The 26,050-nt window shown below is 70.0% G+C and carries 24 protein-coding genes; 8 read left to right on the top strand and 16 right to left on the bottom strand.

Annotation, left to right across the window (positions count from 1 at the left end; all coding sequences use genetic code 11):
* Window positions 1-16 precede the first annotated feature (16 nt).
* The 7 genes from E9998_RS08720 to E9998_RS08690 form a co-directional block, all read right to left on the bottom strand.
* A complete protein-coding gene (locus E9998_RS08720) occupies window positions 17-277 on the bottom strand; it encodes a hypothetical protein (RefSeq protein ID WP_136529314.1) in 261 nt (86 codons plus the stop codon).
* Window positions 274-1,086, bottom strand: coding sequence for a phytanoyl-CoA dioxygenase family protein (locus E9998_RS08715; RefSeq protein WP_136529313.1), 813 nt, complete (start codon window positions 1,084-1,086; stop codon window positions 274-276). Before E9998_RS08715 ends, E9998_RS08720 begins: the two co-directional genes overlap by 4 nt.
* 144 nt (window positions 1,087-1,230) lie before the next feature.
* Entirely contained in the window at window positions 1,231-3,645 is a 2,415-nt protein-coding gene (locus E9998_RS08710; RefSeq protein WP_136529312.1) for an RICIN domain-containing protein, read from the bottom strand.
* Between the two features lie 31 nt (window positions 3,646-3,676).
* Window positions 3,677-4,912, bottom strand: a complete 1,236-nt coding sequence (locus E9998_RS08705; RefSeq protein WP_136529311.1) for a mandelate racemase/muconate lactonizing enzyme family protein — start codon at window positions 4,910-4,912, stop codon at window positions 3,677-3,679.
* Window position 4,913: 1 nt separating this feature from the next.
* Window positions 4,914-5,741 (bottom strand): carbohydrate ABC transporter permease, encoded by an 828-nt coding sequence (locus E9998_RS08700; RefSeq protein WP_136529310.1) that lies wholly within the window; start codon window positions 5,739-5,741, stop codon window positions 4,914-4,916.
* Window positions 5,741-6,571: a carbohydrate ABC transporter permease gene (locus E9998_RS08695; protein ID WP_420842420.1), complete on the bottom strand. Its 831-nt coding sequence runs from the start codon at window positions 6,569-6,571 to the stop codon at window positions 5,741-5,743. The genes E9998_RS08700 and E9998_RS08695 overlap by 1 nt, the downstream gene beginning before the upstream one ends.
* Window positions 6,572-6,739: 168 nt before the next feature.
* Window positions 6,740-8,008 carry an ABC transporter substrate-binding protein gene (locus tag E9998_RS08690; RefSeq protein ID WP_136529308.1) on the bottom strand — a complete coding sequence of 423 codons (1,269 nt, stop codon included), beginning with the start codon at window positions 8,006-8,008 and terminating at the stop codon, window positions 6,740-6,742.
* Window positions 8,009-8,155: 147 nt separating this feature from the next.
* Here E9998_RS08690 and E9998_RS08685 point away from each other — a divergent pair, with 147 nt between their 5' ends.
* Window positions 8,156-8,926 carry a FadR/GntR family transcriptional regulator gene (locus tag E9998_RS08685; protein WP_136529307.1) on the top strand — a complete coding sequence of 257 codons (771 nt, stop codon included), beginning with the start codon at window positions 8,156-8,158 and terminating at the stop codon, window positions 8,924-8,926.
* A gap of 259 nt (window positions 8,927-9,185) precedes the next feature.
* Window positions 9,186-10,496 carry a ricin-type beta-trefoil lectin domain protein gene (locus E9998_RS08680; protein WP_136529306.1) on the top strand — a complete coding sequence of 437 codons (1,311 nt, stop codon included), beginning with the start codon at window positions 9,186-9,188 and terminating at the stop codon, window positions 10,494-10,496.
* 76 nt (window positions 10,497-10,572) lie between these two features.
* Here E9998_RS08680 and E9998_RS08675 read toward each other — a convergent pair whose 3' ends face one another.
* A complete protein-coding gene (locus E9998_RS08675; RefSeq protein WP_136529305.1) occupies window positions 10,573-11,973 on the bottom strand; it encodes a glycoside hydrolase family 43 protein in 1,401 nt (466 codons plus the stop codon).
* 411 nt (window positions 11,974-12,384) lie between these two features.
* Here E9998_RS08675 and E9998_RS08670 point away from each other — a divergent pair, with 411 nt between their 5' ends.
* The 3 genes from E9998_RS08670 to E9998_RS08660 all read left to right on the top strand — a co-directional run bounded on the left by E9998_RS08670 (window position 12,385) and on the right by E9998_RS08660 (window position 16,039).
* Window positions 12,385-13,332, top strand: a complete 948-nt coding sequence (locus E9998_RS08670) for an ABC transporter permease (protein WP_204745335.1) — start codon at window positions 12,385-12,387, stop codon at window positions 13,330-13,332.
* A 14-nt stretch (window positions 13,333-13,346) separates the two neighbouring features.
* Window positions 13,347-14,294: a carbohydrate ABC transporter permease gene (locus E9998_RS08665; protein ID WP_136529304.1), complete on the top strand. Its 948-nt coding sequence runs from the start codon at window positions 13,347-13,349 to the stop codon at window positions 14,292-14,294.
* Between the two features lie 86 nt (window positions 14,295-14,380).
* Window positions 14,381-16,039: a type 2 periplasmic-binding domain-containing protein gene (locus E9998_RS08660; RefSeq protein ID WP_136529303.1), complete on the top strand. Its 1,659-nt coding sequence runs from the start codon at window positions 14,381-14,383 to the stop codon at window positions 16,037-16,039.
* A gap of 89 nt (window positions 16,040-16,128) precedes the next feature.
* Here E9998_RS08660 and E9998_RS08655 read toward each other — a convergent pair whose 3' ends face one another.
* From E9998_RS08655 to E9998_RS08620, 8 genes are all read right to left on the bottom strand, one after another.
* Window positions 16,129-18,165 carry a glycoside hydrolase family 36 protein gene (locus E9998_RS08655; protein ID WP_136529302.1) on the bottom strand — a complete coding sequence of 679 codons (2,037 nt, stop codon included), beginning with the start codon at window positions 18,163-18,165 and terminating at the stop codon, window positions 16,129-16,131.
* Window positions 18,166-18,373: 208 nt separating this feature from the next.
* Window positions 18,374-19,093, bottom strand: coding sequence for a FadR/GntR family transcriptional regulator (locus tag E9998_RS08650; RefSeq protein WP_136529301.1), 720 nt, complete (start codon window positions 19,091-19,093; stop codon window positions 18,374-18,376).
* 70 nt (window positions 19,094-19,163) lie between these two features.
* Window positions 19,164-20,207, bottom strand: coding sequence for a LacI family DNA-binding transcriptional regulator (locus E9998_RS08645; protein ID WP_136529300.1), 1,044 nt, complete (start codon window positions 20,205-20,207; stop codon window positions 19,164-19,166).
* Between the two features lie 44 nt (window positions 20,208-20,251).
* On the bottom strand, window positions 20,252-20,686 hold the full coding sequence (locus E9998_RS08640) for a hypothetical protein (protein ID WP_136529299.1): 435 nt from the start codon (window positions 20,684-20,686) through the stop codon (window positions 20,252-20,254).
* 81 nt (window positions 20,687-20,767) lie between these two features.
* A complete protein-coding gene (locus tag E9998_RS08635; protein ID WP_136529298.1) occupies window positions 20,768-21,346 on the bottom strand; it encodes a hypothetical protein in 579 nt (192 codons plus the stop codon).
* Window positions 21,339-21,833, bottom strand: a complete 495-nt coding sequence (locus tag E9998_RS08630) for a WXG100-like domain-containing protein (protein ID WP_136529297.1) — start codon at window positions 21,831-21,833, stop codon at window positions 21,339-21,341. Before E9998_RS08630 ends, E9998_RS08635 begins: the two co-directional genes overlap by 8 nt.
* 50 nt (window positions 21,834-21,883) lie before the next feature.
* Window positions 21,884-22,210 carry a WXG100 family type VII secretion target gene (locus E9998_RS08625; RefSeq protein WP_136529296.1) on the bottom strand — a complete coding sequence of 109 codons (327 nt, stop codon included), beginning with the start codon at window positions 22,208-22,210 and terminating at the stop codon, window positions 21,884-21,886.
* A gap of 1 nt (window position 22,211) precedes the next feature.
* Window positions 22,212-22,613, bottom strand: a complete 402-nt coding sequence (locus E9998_RS08620; protein ID WP_136529295.1) for a YbaB/EbfC family DNA-binding protein — start codon at window positions 22,611-22,613, stop codon at window positions 22,212-22,214.
* Window positions 22,614-22,898: 285 nt separating this feature from the next.
* On the opposite strand from E9998_RS08620, the gene E9998_RS08615 reads away from it, so the two are divergent.
* Genes E9998_RS08615 through E9998_RS08605 form a run of 3 tightly spaced genes read left to right on the top strand, consistent with a single transcriptional unit; the run spans window position 22,899 to window position 26,035 of the window.
* Window positions 22,899-24,743 (top strand): choice-of-anchor M domain-containing protein, encoded by a 1,845-nt coding sequence (locus E9998_RS08615; RefSeq protein ID WP_275669498.1) that lies wholly within the window; start codon window positions 22,899-22,901, stop codon window positions 24,741-24,743.
* 21 nt (window positions 24,744-24,764) lie between these two features.
* Window positions 24,765-25,406, top strand: a complete 642-nt coding sequence (locus tag E9998_RS08610; protein ID WP_136529293.1) for a choice-of-anchor M domain-containing protein — start codon at window positions 24,765-24,767, stop codon at window positions 25,404-25,406.
* Between the two features lie 8 nt (window positions 25,407-25,414).
* Window positions 25,415-26,035 carry a choice-of-anchor M domain-containing protein gene (locus E9998_RS08605; RefSeq protein WP_136529292.1) on the top strand — a complete coding sequence of 207 codons (621 nt, stop codon included), beginning with the start codon at window positions 25,415-25,417 and terminating at the stop codon, window positions 26,033-26,035.
* The last annotated feature ends 15 nt before the right edge of the window (window positions 26,036-26,050 follow it).

Here is a 26,050-nt window from a genome sequence, read left to right as displayed (position 1 = left end):
CCGCGGCACTACCGGCTCACTCCAGCTTCTCGAAGAAGAACTCGTGCTTCATGTACGAGGTGTCGTACTCGTGCCCGGGATACGGGGGGATGAGCTGCGAGGCCTGGAACAGCCGCCAGCCGTCGCGCAGCGCCTCGGTGCCGGAGTCGTACGGCGGCTGGTCGCTGTCGCCGGTGGTCGGCTCGGTCTTGCCGGTCCCGTCGTAGAAGGCCCAGGCCAGCACTTCCGAGTCCAGTGCGGAGTTGTTCAAGTAGAGGACGAGGACTTGCTGCTTCATGCGGCCCTCCCGGGGCGGTTGGCGACACGGGTCGCCCAGAGGTCGATGTCGAAGGAGGCGTCGCCGGTCATGGCGCGCCACAGTTTGATGCGGTTGTAGATCTCGAGGCGGCCGGTGGCGTGCTCGCACCAGGGGAAGAACCGGCCGAGCTCCTGGGCGATCCGCGGGTCGTCGAGATCCGCGGTGTCCCACAGGCGCACCTGGGGGACGGTCGGATTGAAGCGGATCTTGAACATGTAGCGGCGGGTGCCGGAGTCGTTGCGCCGGCCGCCGTGCCAGATCCCGTGGTGGAGGAGGACCACCGTTCCGGCCGGGCAGGTGAGCCGCGACTGGCCGCGCAGGTTCTGGTACCGCCCGGTGTCGGACTCGTTGGTGCGCCGCAGGTGCGAGCCGGGGACCGACAGGGTGCCGCCCATGGTGCCGGTGACCTCGTGCGGGTAGTACATGAGCTGGACGTCGAAGGCGTCGGGGCGGGTGTCGATGATGGCGTCGGCGTGGAGCGCCTGTGCGGCGCCCTCGCGCGGCTCGCGGACGTGGAGGGCCTGGTGGTCCACGATCGGGTCGGGGCCGATGAGGCTGTGCAGCGCCCCCGCGACCGCCGGCACGTCGAGGAGGCGGCGCACGAAGGACCCCTCCTCGTAGACCTCCGGGACCGGCCGTCCGTGGTAGACCACGGGGATGCCGGCGTCGAAGACGCCGATGGACTCTTCGTTGAGATCGTCGGGGACGACGGCGTTTATGCGATGGAAGCCGTTCGCGACGAATCGCGCGACCTCGACCGAGGACAGGAGCGGAACTGTGGTTGTCATACGACGAGCCTACGAAGCAACTCGCCGTTCGTAATGGGTCGTAATCACCGACTGGTGGTCGGTTTTCACCAGCCCCGACACGGGTTCGAGGCCGGAGCGGCGCCCTCGGGGCGGTGCGCGGATCGCACCGCCCCGAGGCGTCGCTCAGGCGAGCGTCCAGCGCTGGTTCGCGCCGCCGTTGCACGTCCACAGGATCACCTTGGTGCCGTTGGCCGTGGCGGCGCCTGAGACGTCCAGGCACAGGCCCGACGCCGCGTTGGTGATCGTCCCGTCGGCGCCCCGGTTCCACCGCTGGTTGGCGCCGCCGTGACAGGTCCAGATGATCGCCTGCGTGCCGTTGGCGGTGCCGCCGCCGAACGCGTCCAGGCACTTGCGGCTCCCGCCCGAGTAGACCGTCAACTCCCCGGACGCGGTGAGCGTCCACTGCTGGTTCGCGCCGCTCCAGCAGTCGTAGATCTGCACCTGCGTGCCGTCGGTCGTCGACTGGCCCGGCACGTCCAGGCACCTCCCGGCGCTGACCGAGCGGAGCGCGCCGGTCCCGCCGCTGCCGTCGCCGTCGCCGTCCGGGCCGGCGTCGGCGATGATCCTGGCGGCCTCGGCCGGGACGGACCCGGCGTTGAACGTCGTGTTGTCGCGCACGGTGTTGCCGCGCTGGCCGTCGACCAGCCCGGTGATCGCCGAGTTGGTGGTGTAGTTCCCGGTCACGGTCATGTCGCCGGTGAGGTTGCTGTTCTGGTTGTTGGCGTGCGCCCACTGCCCGTAGGTGTTGCGGAAGACGTTGCCCGACAGGGTGAAGTACCGCGAACCCTCGTCGAAGTACATCCCGAGCTGCCCGCTGTTCTCGCAGTGGTTGCCGCTGATGGTGCTGTTCGGGTGCGCCGACAGCGAGTAGATGCAGCCGGCGTCGAACAGCGTCTGCACGACGTTGCGCACATGGTTGCCGGTGACCTGGACGTACTGGGAGGCGGTGGGCGTCTGGTAGATCGGCTGGAAGTCGTAGAGCCCCCGGTTGAGGTACTCGGGGCTGCCGCCGGGGTCGTTGGCGCCCCAGCCGAACCCGATGTTGATGCCGCTGTAGGGCATGTCGGACACGTAGTTGTGGTCGATCGTGAGCCTGGTGGCGTAGGTCCCCAGGATCGCGGCGTGGTCGAGGTACTCCAGCGCGGTGGCGTACACGCTGTTGTCGCTGATCTCGATGTCGCTGTTGAGCATCCGGGAGTCGGACGGGTGGTGCGCGTCGGGCCGGACGCCGCCGACCACGATGCCGCCGCCCGCGCCGGCGGTGAAGGTGTTGCCGGAGACGAGGATGTTCTTCGCGCCGAGGCCGACGCCGGTGCTGTGCGCGTTGGCGTCGTTCCCGATGCCCAGGCCGACCGATCCGAGATTGACGAAGGTGTTGTCCGCGAAGGTGATCCCGTCGGCTGCCGAGACCTGCACGGCGGCGGGGGTCTGCGCCCAGGAGTTGCGGGCGGCCTCGAAGCCGCGGCAGCCCGACCGGCACGAGGTGAACGCGTCGGAGGGCCGCTCGGCCTGGACGCCGGTGATGAAGGTGCCCGTCTGCTGGTTCGCGTACCCGTTGTTCGAGCCGGGGTCGAGCCAGGTGGTGCCGGTGAAGGTGAGCCCGGAGAACTCCAGGGCGCGCACCGGCGCACCGTACGTGCCGCCGACCTCGATCAGGGTCTCCAGCCGCGGCAGTTCCACCTTCGCGGTGGAGATGCTCTGGCCCGCGAGGGGCTTGTAGTAGAGCCGCCCCGCGCCGGTGTCGAGGTACCACTCGCCGGCCTGGTCGAGGAAGCGCTTGGAGTTGAGCAGGAAGAACTGCGGGGTGCGGAACGGGTTCTGGATCGCGTCGTACCCGTACGTGTTGTTGTTCCAGGAGGGCTGCTGCATGGTCACGGTGCGGCCGCTGATCCCCTGCACGGGCGCGAACCGGTTCGTGAACGACAGGAGCGCCTGGAGCTCGATGCGTCGCTGGTCCGGCAGCGATGCGAGGTAGTCGAAGTTCCCGTTGTTCAGCGTGAACCCGGAGGCGTTGAGCGTCATGTCGGAGGGCGCGATGCCCGTGCGGGCCCGCTGGGCGGGGACGCCGTCGACGTAGAGCTGCCGGGTGTCGAAACCGGTGCCGACGTCGGCCCGGTAGATCCCGGTGGCCGCGTCGTCGAGGACCCAACCGGTGACGGCCTGGGCGCCGGTGACGACCGGGTCGGCGCCGTCGGCGGCCCGCCAGGTCACGGTGTGGCCGTTCCGGCCGGAGTCGTCCGCGGTGAACCGCAGCGGCGCCGAGAGCCGGTAGGTTCCGTCCTGGAGGACGACGGTGACGTCCCCGTCGCCCGCGGCGGCGGCCTGCCTGGCTTTCTCCTGGGCTTTCGTGAGGGTCTTGAGCGGCTGCCCGGAGGTCCCGGCGTTGCCGTCGTTCCCGTCGGGGGACACGTAGATGTCGTGCGCGGTCTGCGCGAGTGCCGGGGTCGCGCCGGGTCCCGCGAGGGCTCCGGCGACCGCGAGGAGGAGGGCCGCCGCGAGGGCGGGGGCGCGGAGGCGCCCGGGGGGTGAATGCCGCATTGCATTCCCTTTCCGTTGTCGGCGAGGCGGTTCAGTGCTCGATGGCGGGCACCCGTCGGTCGGCGGTCGCTGCCTCGGGGTCGGCGCGCCTCGGTCGGGTGGGGGATCGGTCGGAGTCGGGGGCCCGCTCTGCGGCGAGCAGGCGGAGGCCGGCGCGCTCGGGCCGCACGCCCGGCCCGGCGGGGTCGGCCGGCGCCGGTCGGCGGTCGAGAGCGGCGACGGCCTCGGTGAAGACCGTCAGGCCGAGGCCGGGGGAGTCGCCGAGGACGAACGCGCCGTCCTCGATGTCGAGGTCGGCGGCGATGCCGACGGGCGGCCGCAGGTCCTGGAGTTCGCTGACGAGGTGATTGGGCACGGCGGTCGCGGCGTGGAGCAGACCGACCGGGACGTTGCCGATGGGGCTCACCGGCAGGTCGTGCGCGTGCGCGAGCGCGGCGACGCGCAGGAAGTGGGTGACGCCCCCGACCGCCGCGGTCTGGACGATGTCGAGCCCGCCCGCCTTGAGCAGCGGCGTGAACTGCTCGAGTCCGGTGAGGTTCTCGCCGCTCGCCACCGCGGCGCGCACGCTCCGCTGGACGGCGGCGAGTCCCTCGGCGTCCCAGCGGCGCACGGGCTCTTCGACCCATGCGAGGTCCAGCGCGCGCTCGATCGCGCCGACGTGCCGCACCGCCTCCTTGCGCGACCACGTCTCGTTCGCGTCGAGCATGAGGTGCGGGCGGGCGGCTCCGGCGTCGGCCAGCACGTCCCGGACCAGTGCGAGCCGCCGCAGGTCCGCGTGGACGTCGAGGCCGCCCTTGAGCTTGGCCGCCCGCAGGCCGCGCTCGGCGTACACGCGGTAGGCCGCGGCGAGCGCCTCGTCGTCGAGGCCGATGTCGAGGCCGGACGCGTAGGCGGGCACGACTCGGTCCCGCCCGCCCAGCAGCCGCCAGAGCGGTTCGTCCGCGGCCTGCGCCTTGAGGTCCCACAGGGCGGTGTCGAGCGCCCCGACCGTGCCGAACACCGCGCCCGCGTGCCCTGCCTTGAAGGCGAACCGCAGCATCCGGTCGTACAGCGCGGTCACGCTCCGCGGGTCCTCGCCCTCGATCGCCGGGAAGACGCCCTCGATCCCGGCGTGCGATCCGAGGCCGACGCCGGTGAGGCCCTCGTCGGTGTCCACGAGGACCACCGGGAGCGTGGTGACGCCGTCCTCGAAGACGCCGTTGGCGTCGCCGACGGGCCGGGCCCACTCCTGGATCGTCGTCAGCGTGCGGTAACCGGTGATCCGCATGTCATCCCTTCGTCGACCCGGCGGTGACGCCGGTGGCGATCTGCCGCTGGAAGAACAGGTAGAGCACGAGCACCGGCACCGCGGCGATGAGCACGCCGCCGGCGAACGTCGGGATGTCCGCGGAGTACTGGCCGCGCAGGGCGGTCACGCCGACCATGAGGGTCCGGTGCTCGGCGGAGGGCATGAGGAGCAGCGCGATGAGCACGTCGTTCCAGCAGAACAGGGCGTCGAGGATGCCCACGGACAGGAGTGCGGGCCGTCCGAGCGGGAGCATGATCCGCCCGTACACCCCGTAGAGGGAGTTCCCGTCGATGCGGGCGGCGTCGACGATCTCGGCGGGGATGCCGCTGTAGTAGCTCGTCATGAGGAACACCGTGAACGGCAGGAACTGCGCGGTGTACGCGAGGATCAGCCCCGGGTAGGTGTCCACGAGCCCGGCCTGGCCGAGGGTCCGCGCGAGCGGCACCATGATGACCTGGAACGGGATGAACAGCGCCGCGAGGCAGCCCAGGAACAGCACCCGGGAGCCCCGGAACCGCAACCGGCTCAGGGCGAACCCGGCCATGGAGCCGGCCAGGAGCAGGAGTGCCACCGAGCCGGTGACGACGACGAGCGAGTTGACGAGGTAGCGGCCCATGTCGGCGCCGGACCAGGCCGCGGCGAAGGCGTCCCAGCGCAGGCCCTCGGCGGGCGCGAAGCGGTCGAGCACGTACTCGTGCCTGGTCTTCATGGCGACGTTCGCGGTGAACACCAGCGGATACACGGTGGCGACCGCCAGGGCGGCCATGGGGATCGCGGCGAGCCACCTCCCCGCGCGCAGCGGTGTCATCAGTCCTCCCTTCCGGACCTGCGGAGGATCGCGAGCTGGAGCATCCCCACCACGAGCATCACTCCGAAGAGGACGGTGGACGCCGCGGAGGCGAGCGCGGGGCGGCTCATCTGGCCCTGCTGGAACCAGATGTAGTACTCCGGCAGGTAGGTCGAGCCCTCGGGGCCGCCGCCGGTCATGACGTAGAGCAGCCCGAACATCGAGGTGAGCATCCCGATCATGGTGGTGACGACGACGAACTGGACGGTGCGCGACAGGCCGGGGACGACGACGTGGCGGACCACCTTCGGCAGCGAGGCGCCGTCGACGCGCGCGGCGTCGATGAGCGAGGCGTCCAAGGTGGCGAACCCGGCGAGGAACACGACCAGGCCCATGCCGAAGGTCGCCCAGATGTGGACGCCGACGACGGCGTACATAGCGGTGCCGGGGTCGCCGAGCCAGTCGATCGGCCCGAGTCCGACGGCGCCGAGCAGCGAGTTCGCGGGGCCGTCGAAGGCGAGCAGGAGGTTGAAGACCGCGCCGATGATGACCGGCGACAGGACCGCGGGGAAGAAGTAGACGCTGCGGTAGACCCGGTGGCCGGGCACCTTCAGGTAGATGAAGGTGGCGAGGAGCCCGGGGACGGCCACGGCCACGGGCAGCAGCAGCACGAGCAGGCCCACGTTCCGCAGCGACGCGGTGAACAGCGGGTCGTCGAACAGGGCCGCGTAGTTGTCGAGGCCCACGTTCTGCCCGTTGCGGTCGCCGTCGCCGGTGAACGAGAAGTTCACGCCGAGTGCCAAGGGGTACAGGCGGAGTCCGGCGATGATGAGGACCGCCGGCGCCACCAGGACGTAGGGGGCGAGGCGGTCGGCGCGGGCGAACCGCCCGTTCGTCCTGCGCCGACGCCCCGGCGCCGTCCGGACGGCCGCGTGCGCGGTGCCCCCGGCCGTCCCGACCGCGGCGGGTCCGGCCGGGGGCGGCCGGCGTCCGACCGGCACGTCTGTCCCCGGCACGGCCTATGCCGCCCCGTCGCTCTCGGCGAGCTGCGCGAGCGCGTCGTCCACGGTGACCGACCCGCTCAGGAGCTGCTGCGAGAGCCGGCCCATGAGTTCGAGGGTCTCGGCCGACAGCGCCACGTGCAGAGCGGGCTTCCCGGTCGGGATCTGCCCCACGATCGCGGCGGCGGCCGGTCCGGAGCCGGACGCGTCGATGGTGGTGTCGGAGGCGATCGCGCCCGCGTCGGCGTAGAACGCCTCCAGCGCGGCGGTCGAGGTGAGGGACCTGACGAGGTCGGCCGCGAGCGCGGGGTCCGCGGTCCATTCGGCGACGCCGTAGCCGATGCCGCCGTCGTACGGCAGGACCGGTGCGGCTTCGGGGCCGACGAGCGGGGCGGGCATGACGCCGACGTTGTCGGCGCCGATGAACTCGCCGAACTCCTTCCAGTGGCCCACGTCGGACATGAGGCCGACGACGTGGGCGGCGTCTCCGGCGTCGAAGAGCGCGAACTCGTCGTTGAACATCGCGGTGGAGTTGACGCCGTCGTTGTTGAGGCCGGCGGTCTCGGCCTCGACCCACAGCTCGAAGATCTTCTTCACGCCGGGGGAGGTCCAGTCGCGGTCCCCGGCGGTCCAGGCGTCGTACTCGTCCGGGGTGAGGATGCCCGGGCCCAGGCCCGACATGAAGAACTGGATGCCGTAGCCCTCCTTGTTGCCCAGGGCGAAGCAGTCGGCGCCGGTGGCCTCCTCGATCTGCGCGCAGTCGGCGAGGAACTCCTCCCAGGTGGCCGCGGGCGCCTCGGGGTCGAGCCCGGCCTCCTCGTAGAGGGCCTTGTTGTAGTAGAGCGGGTGGCCCTGGAGGGTGACCGGCGCGGCGTAGACGTGCCCGCCGTCGGAGAACGCCTCCCATCCGGCCAGTCGCTCCATGTCCTCGGCGAGGTACTCCTCGAGCGGCAGCAGGGCGTCGGTGCGGTCGCGCAGCTGGCCGCCGCCGTTGAAGAGCATGACGTCGGGGCCCTCGCCGGTCTGGATCGCGGTGCCGAGCAGGTTGTAGTACTGGTCGAACGGCTGGGCCACGAACTCGACCTCGACGTCGGGGTGCTTCTCGGCGAAGTCGGCCTTCGCCTGCTCGATGTAGGACTCGGCGGTCGCGTCCGCGGACTTCCAGTCCCAGACCACGAGCGTGCCCTCCTCTCCGCCTTCGGAGGAGTCCGGTCCGGCGGCGCTGCCGCAGCCGTAGAGCGCCAGGGGCGCGATGAGGGCGGTCGACCACAGTGCTCGTCGCTTCATTGCAGATCACTCTCCGTGGGGGGTGGCCGGGGGGTCCGGCTCGGGGGTCGCCTGTCAACATAACTCGTATGACGTCTTACGTCAATGGAATGACGTATACTCGGCCGCGAACCGCGCCCGACCGGCGCGCCGGCAGACGGAGGTCCGATGACGACAGTGCGGCGACCGGCCTCGGACGACCCGACGCGGCCCGCGTGGACGCGGCGGCCGACCAACCTCGCGAAGGCCGTCACCGCCGAGCTCGTGCAGCGCATCGTCCGCGGCGACTACGGTGCCGGATCGGCGCTGCCGGCCGAGCCCGCCCTCTGCGACGCGTTCTCGGTGAGCCGCACCGTGATCCGCGAGGCCGTGAAGGTCCTTCAGGAGAAGGGGCTCGTGCAGATCCGGCAGGGGTCGGGCACCCGGGTGCTGCCCTCGACCTCCTGGAACATGCTCGACGAGCTCGTCCTCGCGGCGACCATCGAGGAGGACGCGTCGCTGGGCGTCCTCGATGACCTGGTCGTCACCCGCCGACTGCTGGAGTCGGACATGGCCGACGTGGCGGCCCGCACCGCCGGCCCGGAGGCCGTCGCCCGGATGCGGGAGCTCGTCGACCGCATGGACGATCTGGTCGACGACCCGGAGTCCTACCACGAGCACGACCGGGCCTTCCACGACACCGTCATGCGGGCCTCGGGCAACCGCATCGCCCGCGCCGTCGTCCGCTCGCTGGAGAGCCAGGTCATCAACACCTCCAGCTACATGGGACGGACGGACCGGTCCCTGTGCGAGGCCTCCAACCGCGGCCACCGGGCCATCTTCGAGCGCATCGCGGCCCGCGACCCCGAGGGCGCCGCCGACGCGATGTACGCCCACATCTCGGACGCCTGGCTCGTCAGGCGCGGCGAGCAGGGGGACCCCGACCGCCTCGCCCGCTGAACCGGAACACAGAGATCCGATGAATCGCCCTGTCTCGCACGGACATAGAGCCGAGATAAGTGCAAACTCCCCGGGTATTGACTGCATACATCCAACATATATAGACTGCTGTAAATATTCAAGGCATTGCACGGCCTGATCCTCGATTCGAGTGGGAGCGATCTCCTCGATGGCGGCCGCGGCTCCTCGACGGACCTCTCATGCAGTGCCTGTCCGCAGAGCAGTCTCCAGCGAGCCTGACCCCAAGGAGTTTCCTCCGATGTCGAGAAGCAGAACCGTCCTCGCGTGCCTTGCGGCCGCGATCGCCCTGGCGTTGTCGGGGGCCGCGCCCGCGCAGGCCGCCGACGAGCCGGCCGCCCCCGCGGCGAACGTCACCGCCGCGGCCAGCTCCGGCTGCGGCAAGACCCCGACGCTCACCAGCGGCACCCACACCCTCCAGGTCAACGGCCGCAACCGCAGCTTCATCCTCAAGGTCCCCGCCGGCTACGACAACTCCCGGCAGCACAAGCTCATCTTCGGCAACCACTGGTGGGGCGGCACCGCGAACGACGTCGCCTCCGGCGGCAGCGACGGCGCCGTCTACGCCCACTACGGACTCGACGCACTCTCCGGCGGCTCGGCGATCTTCATCGCCCCGCAGGGCATCGACAACGCCTGGCCCGACTCCGGCGGCCAGGACGTCGCCTTCTTCGACGCCATGATCCAGCGCGTCGAAGCCGACCTCTGCGTGGACCAGTCGCAGCGGTTCTCCCTGGGCTTCAGCTACGGCGGGGCGATGAGCTACGCGCTCGCGTGCGCCCGCCCCGACGTGTTCCGCGCGGTCATCGCCATCGCGGTTCCCGGCCCGGTCAGCGGTTGCAGCGGCGGCTCCGGTTCGGTGGCGTACTTCGGCATCCAGGGCGTCAACGACAGCATGCCGAACGCCCGCGCGATGCGCGACCGCTTCGTCGCCAACAACGGCTGCGCCTCCCTGAGTCCGCAGGAGCCCCCCGCGGGCAGCGGCAGGCACATCACCACCTCCTACTCCTGTCGCGCAGGGGAACCGGTCCAATGGGCCGCGTTCGACGGCGGGCACCAGCAGGGCCCGGTGGACGGCTGCACCGGCTGCGAGAGCGGCGCCCGCAGCTGGGTCAAGAACGAGGTCTGGACGTTCATCAGCCAGTTCGACTCCACGCCGCCGGCCGACACCGACCAGGTCCGCAACGGCGGGGCGGACCGCTGCCTCGACGTCTCGGCCCAGTCCACCGCCAACGGCGCGATCACGCAGCTGTGGGACTGCCACGGCGGCGCGAACCAGCAGTGGACCCGCACCTCCTCGAAGCAGCTGACCGTCTACGGCGGCAAGTGCCTCGACGCCGAGGGCGCCGCCACCGCCCCCGGCACGCGGGCGATCATCTGGGACTGCCACGGCGGCGCGAACCAGCAGTGGAACGTGAACGCCGACGGCACCGTCACCGGCGTCGCGTCGGGGCTGTGCCTTGCGACCGTGAACGGCGGCACCGGGAACGGGACCGGCGTGGTCCTGGCGGCCTGCAACGGTTCGGCGAGCCAGCGGTGGTCCTTCGCCTGACCGCCCGCCCGGCGCCTCCTCGGCGCAGGGCATGACCGAACGGGCCTCCCGCACGCGGGAGGCCCGTTCCGCGCCGCTAAGCGGCGGTGAAACGCCACCAGTCCGCATTGAACAGGTAGCCGCTGCCGCCGGTGAACTTCAGGTACAGGTCCCGAGTCCCGCTCGCACCGCTCACAGGACACGAGACACCGGTCCAGTTCTGCCAGCCGCCGGTCCCCGGGACCGTGCAGGTGCCGACGAGCGTCCCGTTCGGACCGCCGAGCCGCAGCTCGATCCGCCCGCCCGAGGTCGCCGACGCCACCCGCGCGGTGAACGAGCCGGCGCCCGAGCCGAAGGCGGCGCCCTCGACCTTGATCCAGTCGCCGTTCTCGATCCAGCCGACGTTCATGCCGCCTTCGGAGGACCGCTCGGTCTCCACGCCGTTCGCCCACGCGATCGTCTCGGCCTCTTGGCGCACATAGGGATCGAGTACGCCGACCTGCGGGGCGCCGGCCGTGGTCATGTTGATCAGGGGGATCGTGCCGTCTGCGTTGTAGGTGAACTCCTCGACGGCGACCGACCGCGTGAATCCGCCGCCGCCCGGCAGTGCGCCGTTGTGGTAGAAGAAGTACGAGTGCCCCTCGAAGTCGATCACCCCCGGATGGTTGGTGAAGCTCGAACCCTGGGTCGGCATGACTGTGCCCCGGTAGGTCCACGGCCCGGTCGGCCCCGGTGCGGTCGAGTACCCGATGAACTCCGAGCAGCACTGCGCGGCGAAGACCATGTAGTACAGGGAGCCGCGCTTGTAGACCCACGGACCCTCCTCGTAGAGCGTCGGGCGCTCCGTCCCCCCGGGGCGGGAGCCGAAGCCCTGCGTGGTGAGCGTGATGCGGTTGACGCCGCCGGAGTACGAGGTCATGTCGGCGTTGAGCTTCACGTACCACAGGTTGGGGTTGCCCCAGTACAGGTACGCCTGGCCGTCGGTGTCGATGAAGACCGTCGGGTCGATCTCGCCGTTCTCGACCAGCGGGTGACCGATCGCGTCCCGGAACGGGCCGGTGGGGCTGTCGGCGACGGCCACGCCGATGGCCATCCTGCCGGTGGCGTCGTTGACCACGGGCACGTACCAGTAGAACCTGCCGTCGCGCTCGACGGCCTGCCCGGCCCAGGCGTCCTGCCGCGCCCAGCTGAACGTGTCGACGTTCAGCGGAGAGCCGTGGTCGGTCCAGTTGACCATGTCGTCGGAGGACCAGACGCGCCACTCCTTCATGGTGAACCAGGTCGAGCCGTCCTCGTCGTGCCCCGTGTAGAGGTAGACGCGCCCGTCGTGGACGAGCGGCGCGGGGTCGGCGGTGTAGACGGTCTGAATGATCGGGTTGTCGGCCTGTGCCGGGGCGGGCGACGGTTCGGCGACGGGGCTGAGCGCGGCGGCCGCGAAGGCGAACGCCAGCGCGAGCGCGAGCGCGGCGCGCCGCCGTCTCGGTGCGGGTGGGGTCATGGGAGGGCCTCTCCGGCCGGTGCGCGGCCTGGATCGCTGGTGGATGGGAGGATGTTTCGAAACGTTCGAAGTCTGCCCCGAACGTTAGGGAGCCTGGACCCAGGGTAGCGATGAAAGTCCCATATGTAAATGGATCGATATAAACGGGGCGTGCTCCGAACGGCGATAGATCAGATTAATGATTCGTGCGAGCTTCGATAAAACCCTCAAATCGGTTTTTGATCACCTCTTGAACCTCAAATCCATCTGTCACCGAAGGAAAGATCTGATCTTTCTGCCCCTCGCGTATTGACGGCTCCCGGCCCCGCGTTTACCGTGAACACTCACGAAACCGGATCGCAAAGGAGCGGACGTGAGTGACATGAACGGGGAGCGCGGCGGTGCGGCGCACATGGCGCAGGCGGCGGCGCCGTGAGCGCGGCGGCCCCGACCGCGGCCGCCGCCCGCGAACGCCGGCGGCGGACCCGCAGGCGGAACCTGCGGCGGCATTGGCAGCTCTACCTGCTGCTGGTCCTGCCGGTCGCGTACTTCGTCGTCTTCCAGTACGTCCCCATGGCGAACAACGTGATCGCGTTCAAGGACTACAACGTGGTCGACGGGATCTGGGGCAGCCCCTGGGCCGGCTTCGACCACTTCGAGCGGTTCTTCGCCAACCCGGTGGCCTGGGACCTCATCCGCAACACGCTCATGCTGAGCCTGTACGGCTTCCTGGCCGGGTTCCCCGTCCCGATCATCCTGGCACTGGCCCTCAACGAGGTCCGGGCGCGCTTCTTCAAACGCACCGTCCAGATGGTCACGTACGCCCCGCACTTCATCTCGACGGTCATCGTCGTCTCGATGCTCATCCTGGTCTTCTCGCCCCGGATCGGCTTCATGGCCGACGTCCTCGGCTTCTTCGGCGTGTCCCGCAACCTCCTCGCCGACCCCGACGCCTTCCGCAGCGTCTACGTGTGGAGCGACGTCTGGCAGACCGCCGGGTACTCCGCGATCATCTACATGGCCGCGCTCGCGGGCATCGACCCGAGCCTCTACGAGGCCGCCCGGCTCGACGGGGCCAGCCGCCTGCGAAAGATCTGGCACGTCGACCTGCCCGGCATCGCGCCCACCGTGGTCGTGGTGATGATCCTCAGCGTCGGCTCGATCATGGCGATCGGCTTCGAGAAGGCGTTCCTGCTCCAGAACCCGCTCAACCTCTCGCAGTCCGAGATCATCGCGACCTACACGTACAAGATCGGCCTCCTCAGCGCCGACTTCAGCCTCGCCACCGCGGTCGGGCTGTTCAACTCCGTCATCAATCTCATCCTGCTCCTGGCCGTCAACACCGTCTCCAAACGCGTGACCGGCAACGGGCTGTGGTGAAGGGAGCGCCTGCCATGACCTTCACGACCGCGCGCCGCGCCGAGCCGGAGGCGGAGACCCCGAGGCCCAAGCGCCGCCGCGGCACCCAGGTCCAGGACACCCGCGTCGACCGCGTCTTCATGGTCGGGGTCTACGTCCTCCTGACGACGTTCCTGCTCGTCGTGCTCGTCCCGCTCGCCAACATCGTGGCGAGCTCCTTCTCCAGCCCGGCGGCGGTGGCGGGCGGGCGCGTGTTCCTGTGGCCGGTCGACTTCTCGCTCGTCGGGTACGAAGCGGTACTGGGCAACGAGTCCGTCCTCACCGGCTTCGCCAACTCGGTGTTCTACGCCGTGGTCGGCACCATCGTCAGCGTCGCCCTCACCGTGATGATCGCCTACCCACTCTCGCGTGCCGACCTCGTCGGCCGCAAGGTCCTCATCGCCGGCGTCCTGTTCACCATGCTGTTCAGCGGCGGACTCATCCCCACCTACATGGTCGTGCGCGCCCTCGGCCTGCTCGACACGAGGTGGGCGATCATCCTCCCCACCGCGATCGCGGCCTGGCAGGTCCTCATCGCGATGACGTTCTTCCGGTCCTCGATCCCCGGGGAGCTGTACGAGGCGGCCCAGCTCGACGGCGCCTCGGAGCTGCGGTTCCTGTGGTCGGTCGTGCTGCCGCTGTCGAAGCCGCTGCTCGCGGTCATCGCGCTCATGTACGGCATCGGGCAGTGGAACTCCTACTTCAGCGCCCTCATCTACCTGCGCAGCGAGGAGCTCTACCCGCTCCAACTGGTCCTGCGCGACCTCTTGATCGTCAACAACAGCGGGGGGTCGAACCTCGCCGATCAGCTCGCGGCCCAGCAGATGGCCGACCTGATGAAGTTCTCGCTCATCGTGGTCTCCACCGTGCCGGTCCTGCTCGTGTACCCGTTCGTGGCCCGGCACTTCACGAAGGGCGTGATGCTCGGCTCCGTCAAGGGCTGATCGACGTCCCGCAAGCGTCCCCGTGACCGGCCGACCCGCGCCGCCCCTCCACCCGAACAACTCCTCATTTCGAAAGGCAGTCAACGATGACCAGCAGATTCGTCCGAGCGGCAGCGGCCGGAGCGGCACTCGCCGTGTCCGTCGGCGCCTTCGCCGCGTGCTCCTCGGAACCGGAGACCACTCCGGACGACGTGATCACCATCTTCGCCCCCCAGAACGCAGGGGAGGGCCAGGACCTGGAGGAGAACGCGTTCACGAAGGTGCTCGAAGAGAAGTTCGACGTCGAGCTCCAGTTCGAGACCACCACCTGGGACGGGACCGCGGCCGCCGAGAAGCGGCAGATCTCCCTCGCCAGCGGCGACTACCCCGACGCGTACATGCTCATCCCGTGGGTCGACCAGTTCAGCAGCGAAGAGCTGGTGAAACTCGGCGGGCAAGGCGTGATCATGCCCCTCGACGACCTCATCGGCGAGGACACGCCCAACCTCACCGCGGCGTTCGAGAGCGAACCCGGCTTCGAGGAGCTGGCGACCTCCCCGGACGGGAACATCTGGGGGATACCCGCGTGGAACGACTGCTACCACTGCTCGTACCCCTCCAAGCTGTGGATGAACTCCGACTGGCTGGACACACTCGGCCTGGAGAAGCCCACCACGCCGGAGGAGCTGCGGACCGTCCTGGAGGCGTTCAAGACCCAGGACCCCAACGGGAACGGCGCAGCCGACGAGATCCCCCTGTCCGCGGCGGGCGGCGCCTCGCTCCTCGCCTATCTGATGAACCCGTTCGTCTACACGCCGGAGATGTACGCGAACGCCGAGGGCACGACCCCGGCGACGCTCGGCGCCGTCGACGGGAAGGTGACCCTCCAGGCGACGCGGCCCGAATGGCGCGACGCGATCGAATACGTGTCCTCCCTGTACGAGGACGGGCTGATCGACGAGGGCGCCTTCACGCAGAACGGCGAAGCGCTCACGGCGAAGGGCAACAGCGCGGACGGCGTGATCCTCGGATCGGTCGCCGTGATGCACCCGTGGTTCGTCAACAGCGAGCTGGAGGACGGGCGCTACACGCAGTACGACGCGGTCGCCCCGCTGACCGGCCCGGCCGGCGGCGACGCGTTCTGGAGCGCCGGCGGCGCCGGCGCCGCACCCGGCGCCACCTTCGTGATCACGAACCGCTCCAGCGAGGCCAAGCAGAAGAAGCTGATGCAGATCCTCGACTTCATGGTCTCCTACGACGGCCACCTCCAAGCCGAGTTCGGCGTCGAGGGCACCAACTGGGTGCGCCCCGAGGAGGGCGACGTGGCGCTCGACGAGACGCTCGAACCGAACTTCGAGGTCGTCCCGGCGCCCAGCGGCGAGGCGTTCAAGAACTCCTGGGGCCCGATCGCGCAGTTCTTCAGCGACGCGGAGTTCCGCAACGGACAGGTCACCGCGACCGACATCTACACGCCCGGGGGCTACGAGCGCCGCCTCTTCGAGGCCACGAAGCTCTACGAGGGCCACGAGTCCGACGAGCTGTTCCCTTACTGGGAGGTCGCGGTCACCGGCGAGACCGCCACGGAGCTCGCGACCGTCCAGACCAACATCGAGAACTTCGTCGTCCAGGCCGGCGCCGAGTTCGTCACCGGCGTGCGCGACATCTCCAGCGACGACGACTGGGCCGAGTTCCAGCAGAACCTCACCGACCTCGGCGCCGAGCGGTACGTCGAGATCTACCAGGAGGCGTGGGACGCCCAGCGGTAGGACCGCGGCGGGCCGCCGCAGGGCCAAGACACGAGGCGGCGGCCCGCCACCCCACCCACATCACTGACGAGCTGCGAACCGGGCCCGGCTCAGTCCCGTCCGATCTGGAAGATCCGGGCGCGCAGGCCCGGCGGGACGTCGATCACCGGGACGCCGTCCCGGTCGCGGACGGTCCACGTGGGCAGACCGGCCGGGTACACCTGCCGGACCTCGCGGCCCGCCAGGCCGGGGAGCGCGAGTTCGGCGGCGTCGCCGCGCGACCACACCGCGAGCAGGCCGCCCGGCCCGGCGTCGAGCAGCAGTGCGACCACGTCGTCGTCCCACCCGGGCAGCCCGAGCGGCCAGACCGGGACCGAGGAGGCGATGTCGCCGCGTCGCTCTCGGTGCAGTACAACGGCTTCGCGCACCAGCGCCGACTGCTCCTCGCCGAGGTCGTGCAGGAACCCCGAGAGGTACATGCGGCCCATGACGCCCGAGGCCATCGCGAACGCGGTCTCCTCCAGCGTCATCGACGCGTCCGGGTACGCCCAGTTGCCGGCCTGCTCCGGCAGGACGCTCGCGGGCGCGGCGGCCGCCACGACCGGGTACCTTCGGTAGTCCTGCTGGTCGCTCGTGGACTGGAGGTGCACCGCCGACAGCAGGTGGTAGTCCATGCGCATGCCGCCCGACGAGCAGCTCTCCAAGAGCAGGTCCGGGTGGCGCTCCTGCACCGCCAGCAGCCAGTTCCGCAGCGCGCGAGTGTGCCCCAAGAGCCCGGCCCCGGGAGCCTCGGCGTCGACGTCGGTCCCCGCGCCGATGTTCACGTTGTAGTCGAGTTTGAAGAACCCGACGCCGAACTCCCCGACGAGCCGGTCCACGGTCTCGTCCAGGTGCGCGCGGGCCGCCGGGTGCCGCAGGTCGAGCTGGAAGTGATTGCCCTCCACGACGCGCTCGCCGAACCGGCAGAAGAACGCCTCGTCCGGGAGCTTCGCGGCCACCGGCGACTCCACGCCCACGCCTTCGGGTTCGAGCCACAGTCCCGGGACCATCCCGGCCTCGCGGATCGCTTCCGTGACCGACCGCAGCCCGCCGGTGAACCGGTCGGGGTCCTCGCGCCACTCGCCCGCGTTGAACCACCAGCCCTTCGGGTCCGCGAACCACCCGGCGTCGATGCAGAGGTACTCGGCGCCCGCTGCGGCAGCGGCCGCGACGAGCGGCAGCAGCTTCTCGGTCGACGGGTCGCCCATGAGCGTGTTCATGTAGTCGTTGTAGACGACCGGGTGCCGCTCGTGCGCGGCCCGCGGCACCCGGATCGCCCGCCGGTACTCGGTGAGCGCCGCGAACGCCGCGTCCCGGCCGCCGTCGGCGACGACCACCCCCGCGGGCACGCTCGTGAACTCCCGCCCCGGGGCCAGGCGCTCGGCGAACTGGTGCTCCAGGTCGGTCGGGCCGAGGACGCCGACGGTCACCGTGCCCGCGTCGCGCGACAGCTCCCAGTGCCAGCCGGCACTCGTCTCGATCTGCCACGCCACCGACGGGCCCGCCTCCGACGCGAGCACCCCCGTGGGCAGGACCTCGCCGCTGGACCAGGAGCCGTGGCTCGTCACCGGGAAGTGCCCGCGCCCGACGAACCCGTACCGGCCGAAGCTCAAGTCCGGCAGCACCTCCGCGAGCGGCCGCTGCTCCCAGCGGCCCTCGCCGAGCCACTCGGCGCGGCCCCACAGCACGTCGTACCCGGTCCCCGCGACCGAGAAGACCGCGGAGGCGACCATCGTGAGCACGAGGTCGCGGGTGCCGCCGTTGCGCACGGTCTGGGTGATCTGGAGCCCCGGGCCCGCCGCGCGGAACACCGAGACGACCTCGATGCCCGTCGCCTCCTCGACCTGGCGGATACGCAGGTCGTCGCCGACGGACTCGTGGCCCGCATATCGCAGCCGCACCCCGACGGCCGACCTGACGTAGATCTGGGTGTTGTTCTCGCGGTTCCGGCCCCCGGCGTGCAGCTCCACGATCGGGCAGGGCGCCGCCGCGGACCGCGCGTCCGGCCCCGTCGCGAGGCGGACGAGCCGCACCGGCCCGTCGCCGTGCGCGAACCGCAGGTGGAGACCGGGTCGGGTCCACTCGAACTCGTCGTCGGTCTTGGTCATCGGTGCTTCCTCTCGAACGCATTGCGGACCCTCACCGGCCGCAAGTGATCGGAGCCCTAAAAATCCGATGTTTCCGATCATCGCCCACAAGTCACGGCCTCGTCAAGCGTGAAATACCCGAAATCAGCCGTTCAAGCGTCGTAAATTGCGTAAAAGATTCCAACCAGATTCCGAAAAGATCGAATGAATCGAGGGTCGAGGCGGTCGGTCAGTCCGCCGGATCGGCTGCGTGCCGCGTGTCGCCGCCGAAGTCCGACAGCGACTCCTCCACGCCGAGCAGGTGGTTCGCCATGCGGATCCGGGCGGCCTCCGGGTCGTGGTCGCGCAGTGCCCGCCAGATCGCCAGGTGCTCTTCATGGGTGCGCCGGTCCGCCCCGGCCTCGCGCAGACTCCGCCACAGCCGCTCGCGGACGGTCCGCCCGGCGAGGGCCTCGATCATCCCGGCCAGCACCGGGTTCCCCGTGTGGGAGGCGATGATCCGGTGGAAGGCGATGTCGATCTCGATGATCCGCTCGTGCTCCTCCGGCGCGATGTCGAGCAGCCGCGCGGCCTCGTCCAGCAGTGACTCGGCCTCGGCGAGCGCCTCGTCGGGGATGCTGTACGCGGCGAGTCGGACCGCCTCGGCCTCCAGCAGGCGCCTGATCGCGTGGACGTGCCGAGCCTGCCCCTCGCCCTGGAGCTCGACCATGAAGCCCATGGGCGCCAGCAGGCGCGAGGCGTCGAGGTTGGTGACGTAGGTGCCGTCCCCCTGCCGGGTGTCGAGCACGCCGAGGATCGACAGGGCCCTGACGCCCTCGCGGAGCGAGCCGCGCGAGATGCCGAGCGTCTCGGCCAACTCCTTCTCGACCGGCAGCCGCTCCCCGGGGTGCAGTTCGCCGGTGAGGATCATGTGCTTGACGCGGTTGACGACGTCGTCGGTGCGGGACATGGGGCAAGTATGTCTGAGGCTCGAGGGGCCGTGGGTGCGCGTCCCCGCTCCTACTGGGCGCCCCGTGGTGTCAGCGCTCCCGCGGCGGCGCGGTGCTCCCGCGGACCACCAGCTCGGTGGCGAGCTCCACCCGCTGCTGCGGGAGCGCCTCGCCCGCGGCCAGGCCCACGACCATGCGGGCCGCGGCGGCCCCCATGTCCTTGAGCGGCTGGCGGACCGTGGTCAGCGGCGGGATCATCCACTTCGCCTTCGGCAGGTCGTCGAAGCCGACCACGCTCAGGTCCGCGGGCACGCGCACTCCCAGGGCCGCCGCCGCGTGGTAGACCCCCAGGGCCGTCCCGTCGTTCCCGGCGATGACCGCCGTCGGCGGGTCGTCGAGCCGCAGCAGCTCCAGCGCGAGGTCGCGTCCGGTCGCGATATTGAAGTCCCCGTGGCGCTCCAGGGCCGGATCGGGACGGATGCCCGCGAGGTCGAGGGCGGCGCGGTGGCCGTCGAGCCTGGCCCGCGCGGCCTCCATGTCGCCGGGCCCGGCGACCACGCCGATGCGCCGGTGCCCGAGCCCGATGAGGTGGCGGGTCGCGCTGAGGCCGCCGTTCCAGTTCCCGGACCCGACCGACGGCGCGCCGTGGTCGGGGTCGCCGGTCGGGTCGAGCTGCACCAGCGGTATGTCCCGGCTGTAGAGCCGTTCGGTCTGGTCCGGTTCCAGTCCCGAGTAGACGGACACGACGCCGACGGGGCGGCGCGCCAGGACCTCCTCGACCCAGTCGCGGCCGGGGACGTGGCGCCCTCCCAGTTCCGAGACCACGACGCCGAGCCGGTGCTCGCGGGCCACCTCCTGGACGCCGTTGAGGATCTCGATCGCGTACAGGCCCCGCAGCTCGTGGAAGAGCACGTCGATGAGCGCCGCGGACTTCGCGGGCCGCCGCTGCCTGCGGTAGCCGCGGCTCCTGATGAGCTCCTCGATCAGCTCGCGGGTCGCCGCGGCCACGTCGGAGCGGCCGTTGACGACCTTCGAGACCGTCGCGGTGGAGACGCCCGCCAGCGCCGCGAGCTGCGCGATCGTCAAGGGGCCGTCCGGTACTGCGTCGCCGACGCCTGCGGGGGAGGGGCTCATCGCGGCAGTCTAGCGCCGAGCGCCCCGCGCACCCCGCCGCGCGTTTACTCGGTGTCGCCGCCGTGGTCGATGAGGGTCTTCTGGAAGTCGATGACTTCGAGGCAGCGGGCGCTGTCGCGTTCGAATTCGAGTCCGGCCATGTCGGGGGCGATGCGCTGGAACTGCGCTTCGTAGCAGGAGGAGAGCGTGTCGTAGACCGCTTGGGTGCGCAGTTCGCTCTCGCCGTAGGCGAAGCAACCGGTGACCGCGTTGAGGATCGGGTCGACGCCGGCTTCGGCGATCTCCTCGTCCAGGAGCGCGTCGTGGCGGGCGTCGAGGTCGGAGGGGAAGTCCGGGTTCGCGTTGCCCTGCTGGACTTGCTGTTCGAGGTAGGCGAGGGCGTCGGCGACGAATTCGACGACCGACTGGTCGGCGACCGGCGGGGTCATGGTCCGCATCGTCCACGCCAGCGCCCGGACCGCGATCTTCAATCGCGGCATTGCACTGTACCCGTCGATATCGTCTTTCAGCGGAGCCATTTCATAGTCCCAAAGGTACAATGCCCGTCCTCCTCTTCACGGTCACGGCCAGCCTACCAGGTCGGTTTGCGGGTTATTCGCGGCGCGATCGCCGCAGCCCTGGTTGGAAGGGTTGTTGTAGCTGTCGCAGGGCTTGCGGGAGGGCGACATGCGAATGGGCGGTTTCAAATGCCCCTGCTCGGTCGCGTTCGCGAGAATGTGCTCGGCGTGCGTCTGCTTCGGGTCGGTCTTCACGAAGCCGGGACCGTCGACGCGCTTGTAGCCGAGCCTTTCGGCGAGGGCGCGCGATTCTGGCGAGGTGCCGCGGGAGGAGACGGAGTAGTAGAGGTTCCCGTCGGCGTCCTGCGCGGTCGCCACGGTCTTGCGGTTGTAGGACTTGTCGGCCGCTTCCTGGGTCTTGCCCTTGCGGAACGTCTCGTGGATCGCCTTGGCGTCCTCGCGCAGCTCGTCGTCGGTCTTGCGTCGCGGCCCCGAGGGGCCCGGCGGGTTCCCGCCCGGCCTGCCTCCGCGGCCGCCGCCCTTGCCGGTGCGGAACACCTTGTTGTTACCGAGGATTCTGGAGATCGCCTTGCTGCCTGCGGCTTTGGCCTTGCGCGGCGGGTTCTTGCGGACTCTACCCATTGAGCACCATCTCGATCGCCATGCCGATGAGCTGGTCGACGATGAGGCCGGTGATGGTCTTGAAGATCGGGATCTGCGCGAGCGAGGCGCCGAAGGTTACCGCGGCGGTCGCGATCGCCTGGGCGATCTGGAAGGCCAGGATCACCAGCTGCACGATCACCTGGACTTTCAACGCCAGGACGACCCCGGCGACGATCGTCAGCCCGATGTTGATGATGTTGGCCGGGTCGGCGGCGTCGGCGATGTTGCGCGGCGCGGACTCCTCGTCGTCCCACTCGCTGCCGAACGCGTCGATCTCGGCGCCGGTGTTGTTGTCCAGCAGCGTCCGAGCCGCCGCGTTGAGCGACTCGATCCGCCCCGATATCTGGTCGGCCATGCCGGTCCACTCGCCGGCGAGGTTGAACAGCTTCTCCTCGTCGGACTCCGGCCAGTCGTAGCCGAGCATGCCCAGCAGCGACACGAGTTCGGAAGGCAGTTGCAGGCCGATGGCGGATCATCTCCTCAGGGGTTGCGGGGGAGAGGGGTCGGGGTGGGCGGTCAGGTGCCGATCTCGCCGCCGATCTGGTCGAACATCGCGGCGATGTCGGCGTCCCCGGTCTCGTGGACGTCGGCCATCTCCCGCAGGTTCTGGGCGTAGTCGGCCAGTTCCTCGATGTTGGTCGTGAAGCACTCGGTCAGCCCGTCGGTGCAGGCCTGGTGGGCCAGGCCCGCGAGCGTGCCGATGGTGTCGCCGCCGAACGCGTCGGCGAACTCCTCCAACGCGCCGGTGAACTGGTCGAGCAGGCCCTGCACCTCGTCTTTGGCGGCGTCGAGCTGGTCGGCGGCCTGGCGGAACGTCTCGGGGTCGAGGTCGAGATCGGCCATGTCACCGTCCTCCGTGGAGCTTCGCCAGGACCTCGCTGACCGAGGCGCTCATGGCCTGGAACTGCCGCAGCGACCGGTCCTGGATCGCGGCGACCGACTCGTTGATCGCGTCCACGTCCGGCGGCACCTCATCGGCGCCCATCGCCGCGGCCCGCTCGTCCAACCCGGCGTTGACCATCCGCTTGATCTCGGCGAACAGCACCTCCGAACCGACCCGCATCGCCCGCGGATCGACCTCGAACCCGGCGACGCGGCCGTCCACTCCGATGGTCACCTTCAAGAAGCCCTCGGCGCCCTCGACGGTGACGGGCTCCACCTGGTTCGCCTCGGGAGTCCTGGCGACACTGGCCAACTGCGCACGCGCGTCCGCCAACTGCTGCGCGATCGCTTCCTCGCCGAACATCACGCCTCCACTCGCCCAAGGTCACTGAACGATTCTCATCATAACGGCCCAAGGCAACACAGACCGTCCCCAGGGGCCGTCGAGTTCTCGATTCGTGTTCGGGTTTCCATATGCGCATTTTTGAGGGTATTTAAGGTCACTGATTGCTCGATGTGGTTGTTCACCTGCGGGGGTGGGTCTTTGAGGGTGTTCGAGTGTGGGATCGGCGGTGGGCGGGGGTTGGTAATGGGAATGGTTTTCGTTAGCATGAGGGGGTCTTCTGAACTGAGCTGAGAAGGAAGTCTTATGACCCCTCGTTGGAGCCGGGTGCCGGCGATTGCCTCGGCGGCGGTGGTGCTGCCGTTGGTGTGGTGTGCGCCGGCGGCTGCTGAGATCGTGGGCGGGCGGACCGTTCTTTCTGTCGGCCATGTCGACGCGATGCAGGTCTACATGGACGGCGATCAACTTGACCTGCGGGTCAAGGACGACACCGGGGATGCGACCCGGTATCACGATCCTGAGGACGTGCTCTTTCAGGTGCTTCCCGAGGCTGAGATGCCGATACCCGAAGGCGAGACCTGGAATTTCATCGGGGACGCCGGCGAATCCATGTGGATGCTGCCGCTCACCCAGGACCCCGCGCTGTTGTGGCCGGGGTGGAGCACCGAGCCGCTCGCCAAGGGGCAGTTCGAGGGCGACGAGGTCGCGCTGGAACTCGTCGACGTCGACGGGCCCGGTGAGGTCGTCCTGTGGACGGTGAAGAGCTTCGGCGAGCCCGTCGTCTTCGCCTCCTCCCGCGACGGTCTGCCAGATGCGATTCCCGTCGGCGTTCCCGCGCATGTGCACTCGTTCTGGGCTTTCACCGCGGAAGGCGCCTACACGCTCACTTGGCGCGCCTCGGGCGACCTCGCGGACGGCACGCCCGTGGCGAGCGAGGAGATCGAGTACCGCTGGCAGGTCGGTGAAGCAGCCGAGGAGCCTGAGCCTGAACTGCCCGACGCGTCCGACCTCGAAGGCCGCCTCGTCCTGGACGAGGGGCATGTCGACGTGCTGTCGGTGGACGACACCGCTGCGGGCCTTGACCTGCGGGCCAAGGACGGCACCCGTCTCCATGATTCGGGTGATGTCTACCGCGACCCTGACGAAGTCGTCTTCCACGCGACGACCGCATCCGAGACCGTGTTGGGGGAGCAGTTCGCCGGTCCGGGGTACGACCAGGTCGGCGCCCCAGGCGATGTGCGCTGGCTCCTCCCCGACACGCAGCGGCCCGGCGTGCTCTTCGCGGGCTGGGACACCGATGCGATACCGAAGGGCGTCCTCGCGGGCGATGCCGTCGACCTCGCGCTGACCGGCTTCAGCGGTCCCGGCGAACTCGTGATGCTCACCGTGGACGACTTCGGTGACGCGATCGTGCAGATCGACACGGCCGATGCACTGCCCCAGGCGATCACCACGACCGCGCGGACCCATGCCCATGTCAACTGGTTCTTCAGCGAACCCGGCATCTACCGGCTCACCTGGCAGGCCGAAGCCGAAGCGGCCGACGGCGCCCCGCTCGTCTCCGCGCCGCAGGACTACCTCTTCGTCGTCGGAGAATGGCCCGAAGACGACGACCCCGACCCCGATCCCGATCCAAACCTCGAGAACACCCAGGCCATCACCGCCGAGCTCGACGCCGACACCGGCGGCCTCGTCCTCAGCGTCGACCCCGAGGACCGCACCGTCGCGCTCCCGGCGATGACCCTCGCCGCCGACGCCACACGCTGGACCACCGAAGGCGAACTGCGCCCGGTCACCGTCACCGACACCCGCAGCGCCGATCCGGGCTGGAACGCCACCGCCCAGGTCTCGGACTTCAGCCTCGCCGGGCAGGGGCAGGGCGCTGACGGCGAGGACCAGGTGCCGGGCAGTTGTCTCGGCTGGACCCCGAGCCTCACTTCCAAAGGCGCCGAACAGAACGTGACGCCCGGCCCTCCGGTCCAGGGCCTCCTCGACGGCGGGCCCGGCCTCGCCGCCTCCCAGCTGCTCGCCTCCGCCGCCCCGGGCGCGGGCAACGGCACCGCAGTGCTCCAGGCCGACCTCCACCTGGACCTGCCCACCGATGTCGAGTCCGGCACCTACACCGCACTCGTCACCTTCACCGCGATCTGACAACCCGAAAGGAACCCCGCCTTGCGCACCCTCCCCAAAATCGCCGCCGCAGCAGCCGCCGCGGCAGCGGTCCTCGCCACGGCAGCCCCGGCCGCCGCACAGGACGCCCGCTCGCCGCTCACCGTCCTCTCCGAAGGCCACACCGACGTCTTCGGCGTCGCCTACGAGGACGGCGCACTCGACCTCCACGTCCACGACGAGGAGAACGACGCCGAGTACGCCCCCTCCGAAGTGGTCCTCGCCGTCAACCCGGCCGCCGAGACCACCGCGCCCGCCGGATACGACTTCCTCGACGACGGCGACGCCGACGTGTGGATCCTCCCCGACACCGAGGTCGCCGGACTCCTCTTCGCCGGCTGGGCCACCGAGGAGATCGCCCCCGGCGACTTCGCCGGCGACACCCTCACCCTCACCGTCCACGACGCCTGGGGCGACGTCGACCTCTACACCGTGGACGACCTCGGCGAACCCACAGTCCTTTTCGATTCCAGTCAGGGCCCCGGCTCCTGGGAGATCGGCGCCGCCGGCCACGGCCACCTGAACTGGGCCTTCGGCGAGGCCGGCGTCTACAAGCTCACCGTCGAGGCCGAAGGCGTCCTCGCCGCCACCGGCGAGACCGTGTCGACCGGCGAGGTCGACTACTGGTTCTGGGTCAAGAAGTAGGAGTCACCATGCGCAGCACCATGATCAAACTCGGCGCCGTCCTCGGCGCGGTCGCCGCGCTGGCCTTCGCCGGCCAGGCCCACGCGGCCACGATCGCCTCCGGCCACGTCGACGTCCTCGACTTCTCCTACGACGACACGGCGAACACGCTCGACATCGACGTCCACGACCACGCCACCAGCGCGGTCCTGGACCCCGCCGACGTCGTCTTCGACGTCCACTCCGGACACCAGGTGGACCGCACCACCGCCGTGGGCTGCAAGCTCGACGTCGGCCAGAACTGGGTCCTGTCCCGCACCGAGACCGGCGGCCTCATCTGGGCCGGCTGGAGCACCGAGGACCTGGCGCTCGCCGACTTCGGCGGCGCCCTCCAGCTCGAACTCGTCGACGCGGTCACCCCGACCGGCGGGAACGTCTCCGTGTACGACGCCACCACCGGCGCCGTCCGCCTCCACACCGACCCGGCGTGCGACGCGTCCGGGACCGCGATCACCGAGAGCCACCACCACCCGACCTGGGTGTTCACCGAACCCGGGACCTACCGACTCACGTTCCAGGTCACCGGCACCCACGCCGTCGACGGCGCCGTGACTTCACCAGAGATCACCTACACCTTCGACGTCGGCTAGACCGCTCCCCCCAGG

It is taken from the genome of Glycomyces paridis (assembly GCF_004912155.1).
In the GTDB taxonomy this organism is placed as follows: Bacteria; Actinomycetota; Actinomycetes; order Mycobacteriales; family Micromonosporaceae; genus Glycomyces; species Glycomyces paridis.
This window is presented reverse-complemented; position numbering and strand designations above follow the sequence as displayed.

What these genes read in the sequence shown, in the direction of transcription:
- E9998_RS08720 (WP_136529314.1), bottom strand. Translation starts at nt 277, where the DNA reads ATGAAGCAGCAAGTCCTCGTCCTCTACTTGAACAACTCCGCACTGGAC.
- E9998_RS08715 (WP_136529313.1), bottom strand. Translation starts at nt 1,086, where the DNA reads ATGACAACCACAGTTCCGCTCCTGTCCTCGGTCGAGGTCGCGCGATTC.
- E9998_RS08710 (WP_136529312.1), bottom strand. Translation starts at nt 3,645, where the DNA reads ATGCGGCATTCACCCCCCGGGCGCCTCCGCGCCCCCGCCCTCGCGGCG.
- E9998_RS08705 (WP_136529311.1), bottom strand. Translation starts at nt 4,912, where the DNA reads ATGCGGATCACCGGTTACCGCACGCTGACGACGATCCAGGAGTGGGCC.
- E9998_RS08700 (WP_136529310.1), bottom strand. Translation starts at nt 5,741, where the DNA reads ATGACACCGCTGCGCGCGGGGAGGTGGCTCGCCGCGATCCCCATGGCC.
- E9998_RS08690 (WP_136529308.1), bottom strand. Translation starts at nt 8,008, where the DNA reads ATGAAGCGACGAGCACTGTGGTCGACCGCCCTCATCGCGCCCCTGGCG.
- E9998_RS08685 (WP_136529307.1), top strand. Translation starts at nt 8,156, where the DNA reads ATGACGACAGTGCGGCGACCGGCCTCGGACGACCCGACGCGGCCCGCG.
- E9998_RS08680 (WP_136529306.1), top strand. Translation starts at nt 9,186, where the DNA reads ATGTCGAGAAGCAGAACCGTCCTCGCGTGCCTTGCGGCCGCGATCGCC.
- E9998_RS08675 (WP_136529305.1), bottom strand. Translation starts at nt 11,973, where the DNA reads ATGACCCCACCCGCACCGAGACGGCGGCGCGCCGCGCTCGCGCTCGCG.
- E9998_RS08665 (WP_136529304.1), top strand. Translation starts at nt 13,347, where the DNA reads ATGACCTTCACGACCGCGCGCCGCGCCGAGCCGGAGGCGGAGACCCCG.
- E9998_RS08660 (WP_136529303.1), top strand. Translation starts at nt 14,381, where the DNA reads ATGACCAGCAGATTCGTCCGAGCGGCAGCGGCCGGAGCGGCACTCGCC.
- E9998_RS08655 (WP_136529302.1), bottom strand. Translation starts at nt 18,165, where the DNA reads ATGACCAAGACCGACGACGAGTTCGAGTGGACCCGACCCGGTCTCCAC.
- E9998_RS08650 (WP_136529301.1), bottom strand. Translation starts at nt 19,093, where the DNA reads ATGTCCCGCACCGACGACGTCGTCAACCGCGTCAAGCACATGATCCTC.
- E9998_RS08645 (WP_136529300.1), bottom strand. Translation starts at nt 20,207, where the DNA reads ATGAGCCCCTCCCCCGCAGGCGTCGGCGACGCAGTACCGGACGGCCCC.
- E9998_RS08640 (WP_136529299.1), bottom strand. Translation starts at nt 20,686, where the DNA reads ATGCCGCGATTGAAGATCGCGGTCCGGGCGCTGGCGTGGACGATGCGG.
- E9998_RS08635 (WP_136529298.1), bottom strand. Translation starts at nt 21,346, where the DNA reads ATGGGTAGAGTCCGCAAGAACCCGCCGCGCAAGGCCAAAGCCGCAGGC.
- E9998_RS08625 (WP_136529296.1), bottom strand. Translation starts at nt 22,210, where the DNA reads ATGGCCGATCTCGACCTCGACCCCGAGACGTTCCGCCAGGCCGCCGAC.
- E9998_RS08620 (WP_136529295.1), bottom strand. Translation starts at nt 22,613, where the DNA reads ATGTTCGGCGAGGAAGCGATCGCGCAGCAGTTGGCGGACGCGCGTGCG.
- E9998_RS08615 (WP_275669498.1), top strand. Translation starts at nt 22,899, where the DNA reads ATGACCCCTCGTTGGAGCCGGGTGCCGGCGATTGCCTCGGCGGCGGTG.
- E9998_RS08605 (WP_136529292.1), top strand. Translation starts at nt 25,415, where the DNA reads ATGCGCAGCACCATGATCAAACTCGGCGCCGTCCTCGGCGCGGTCGCC.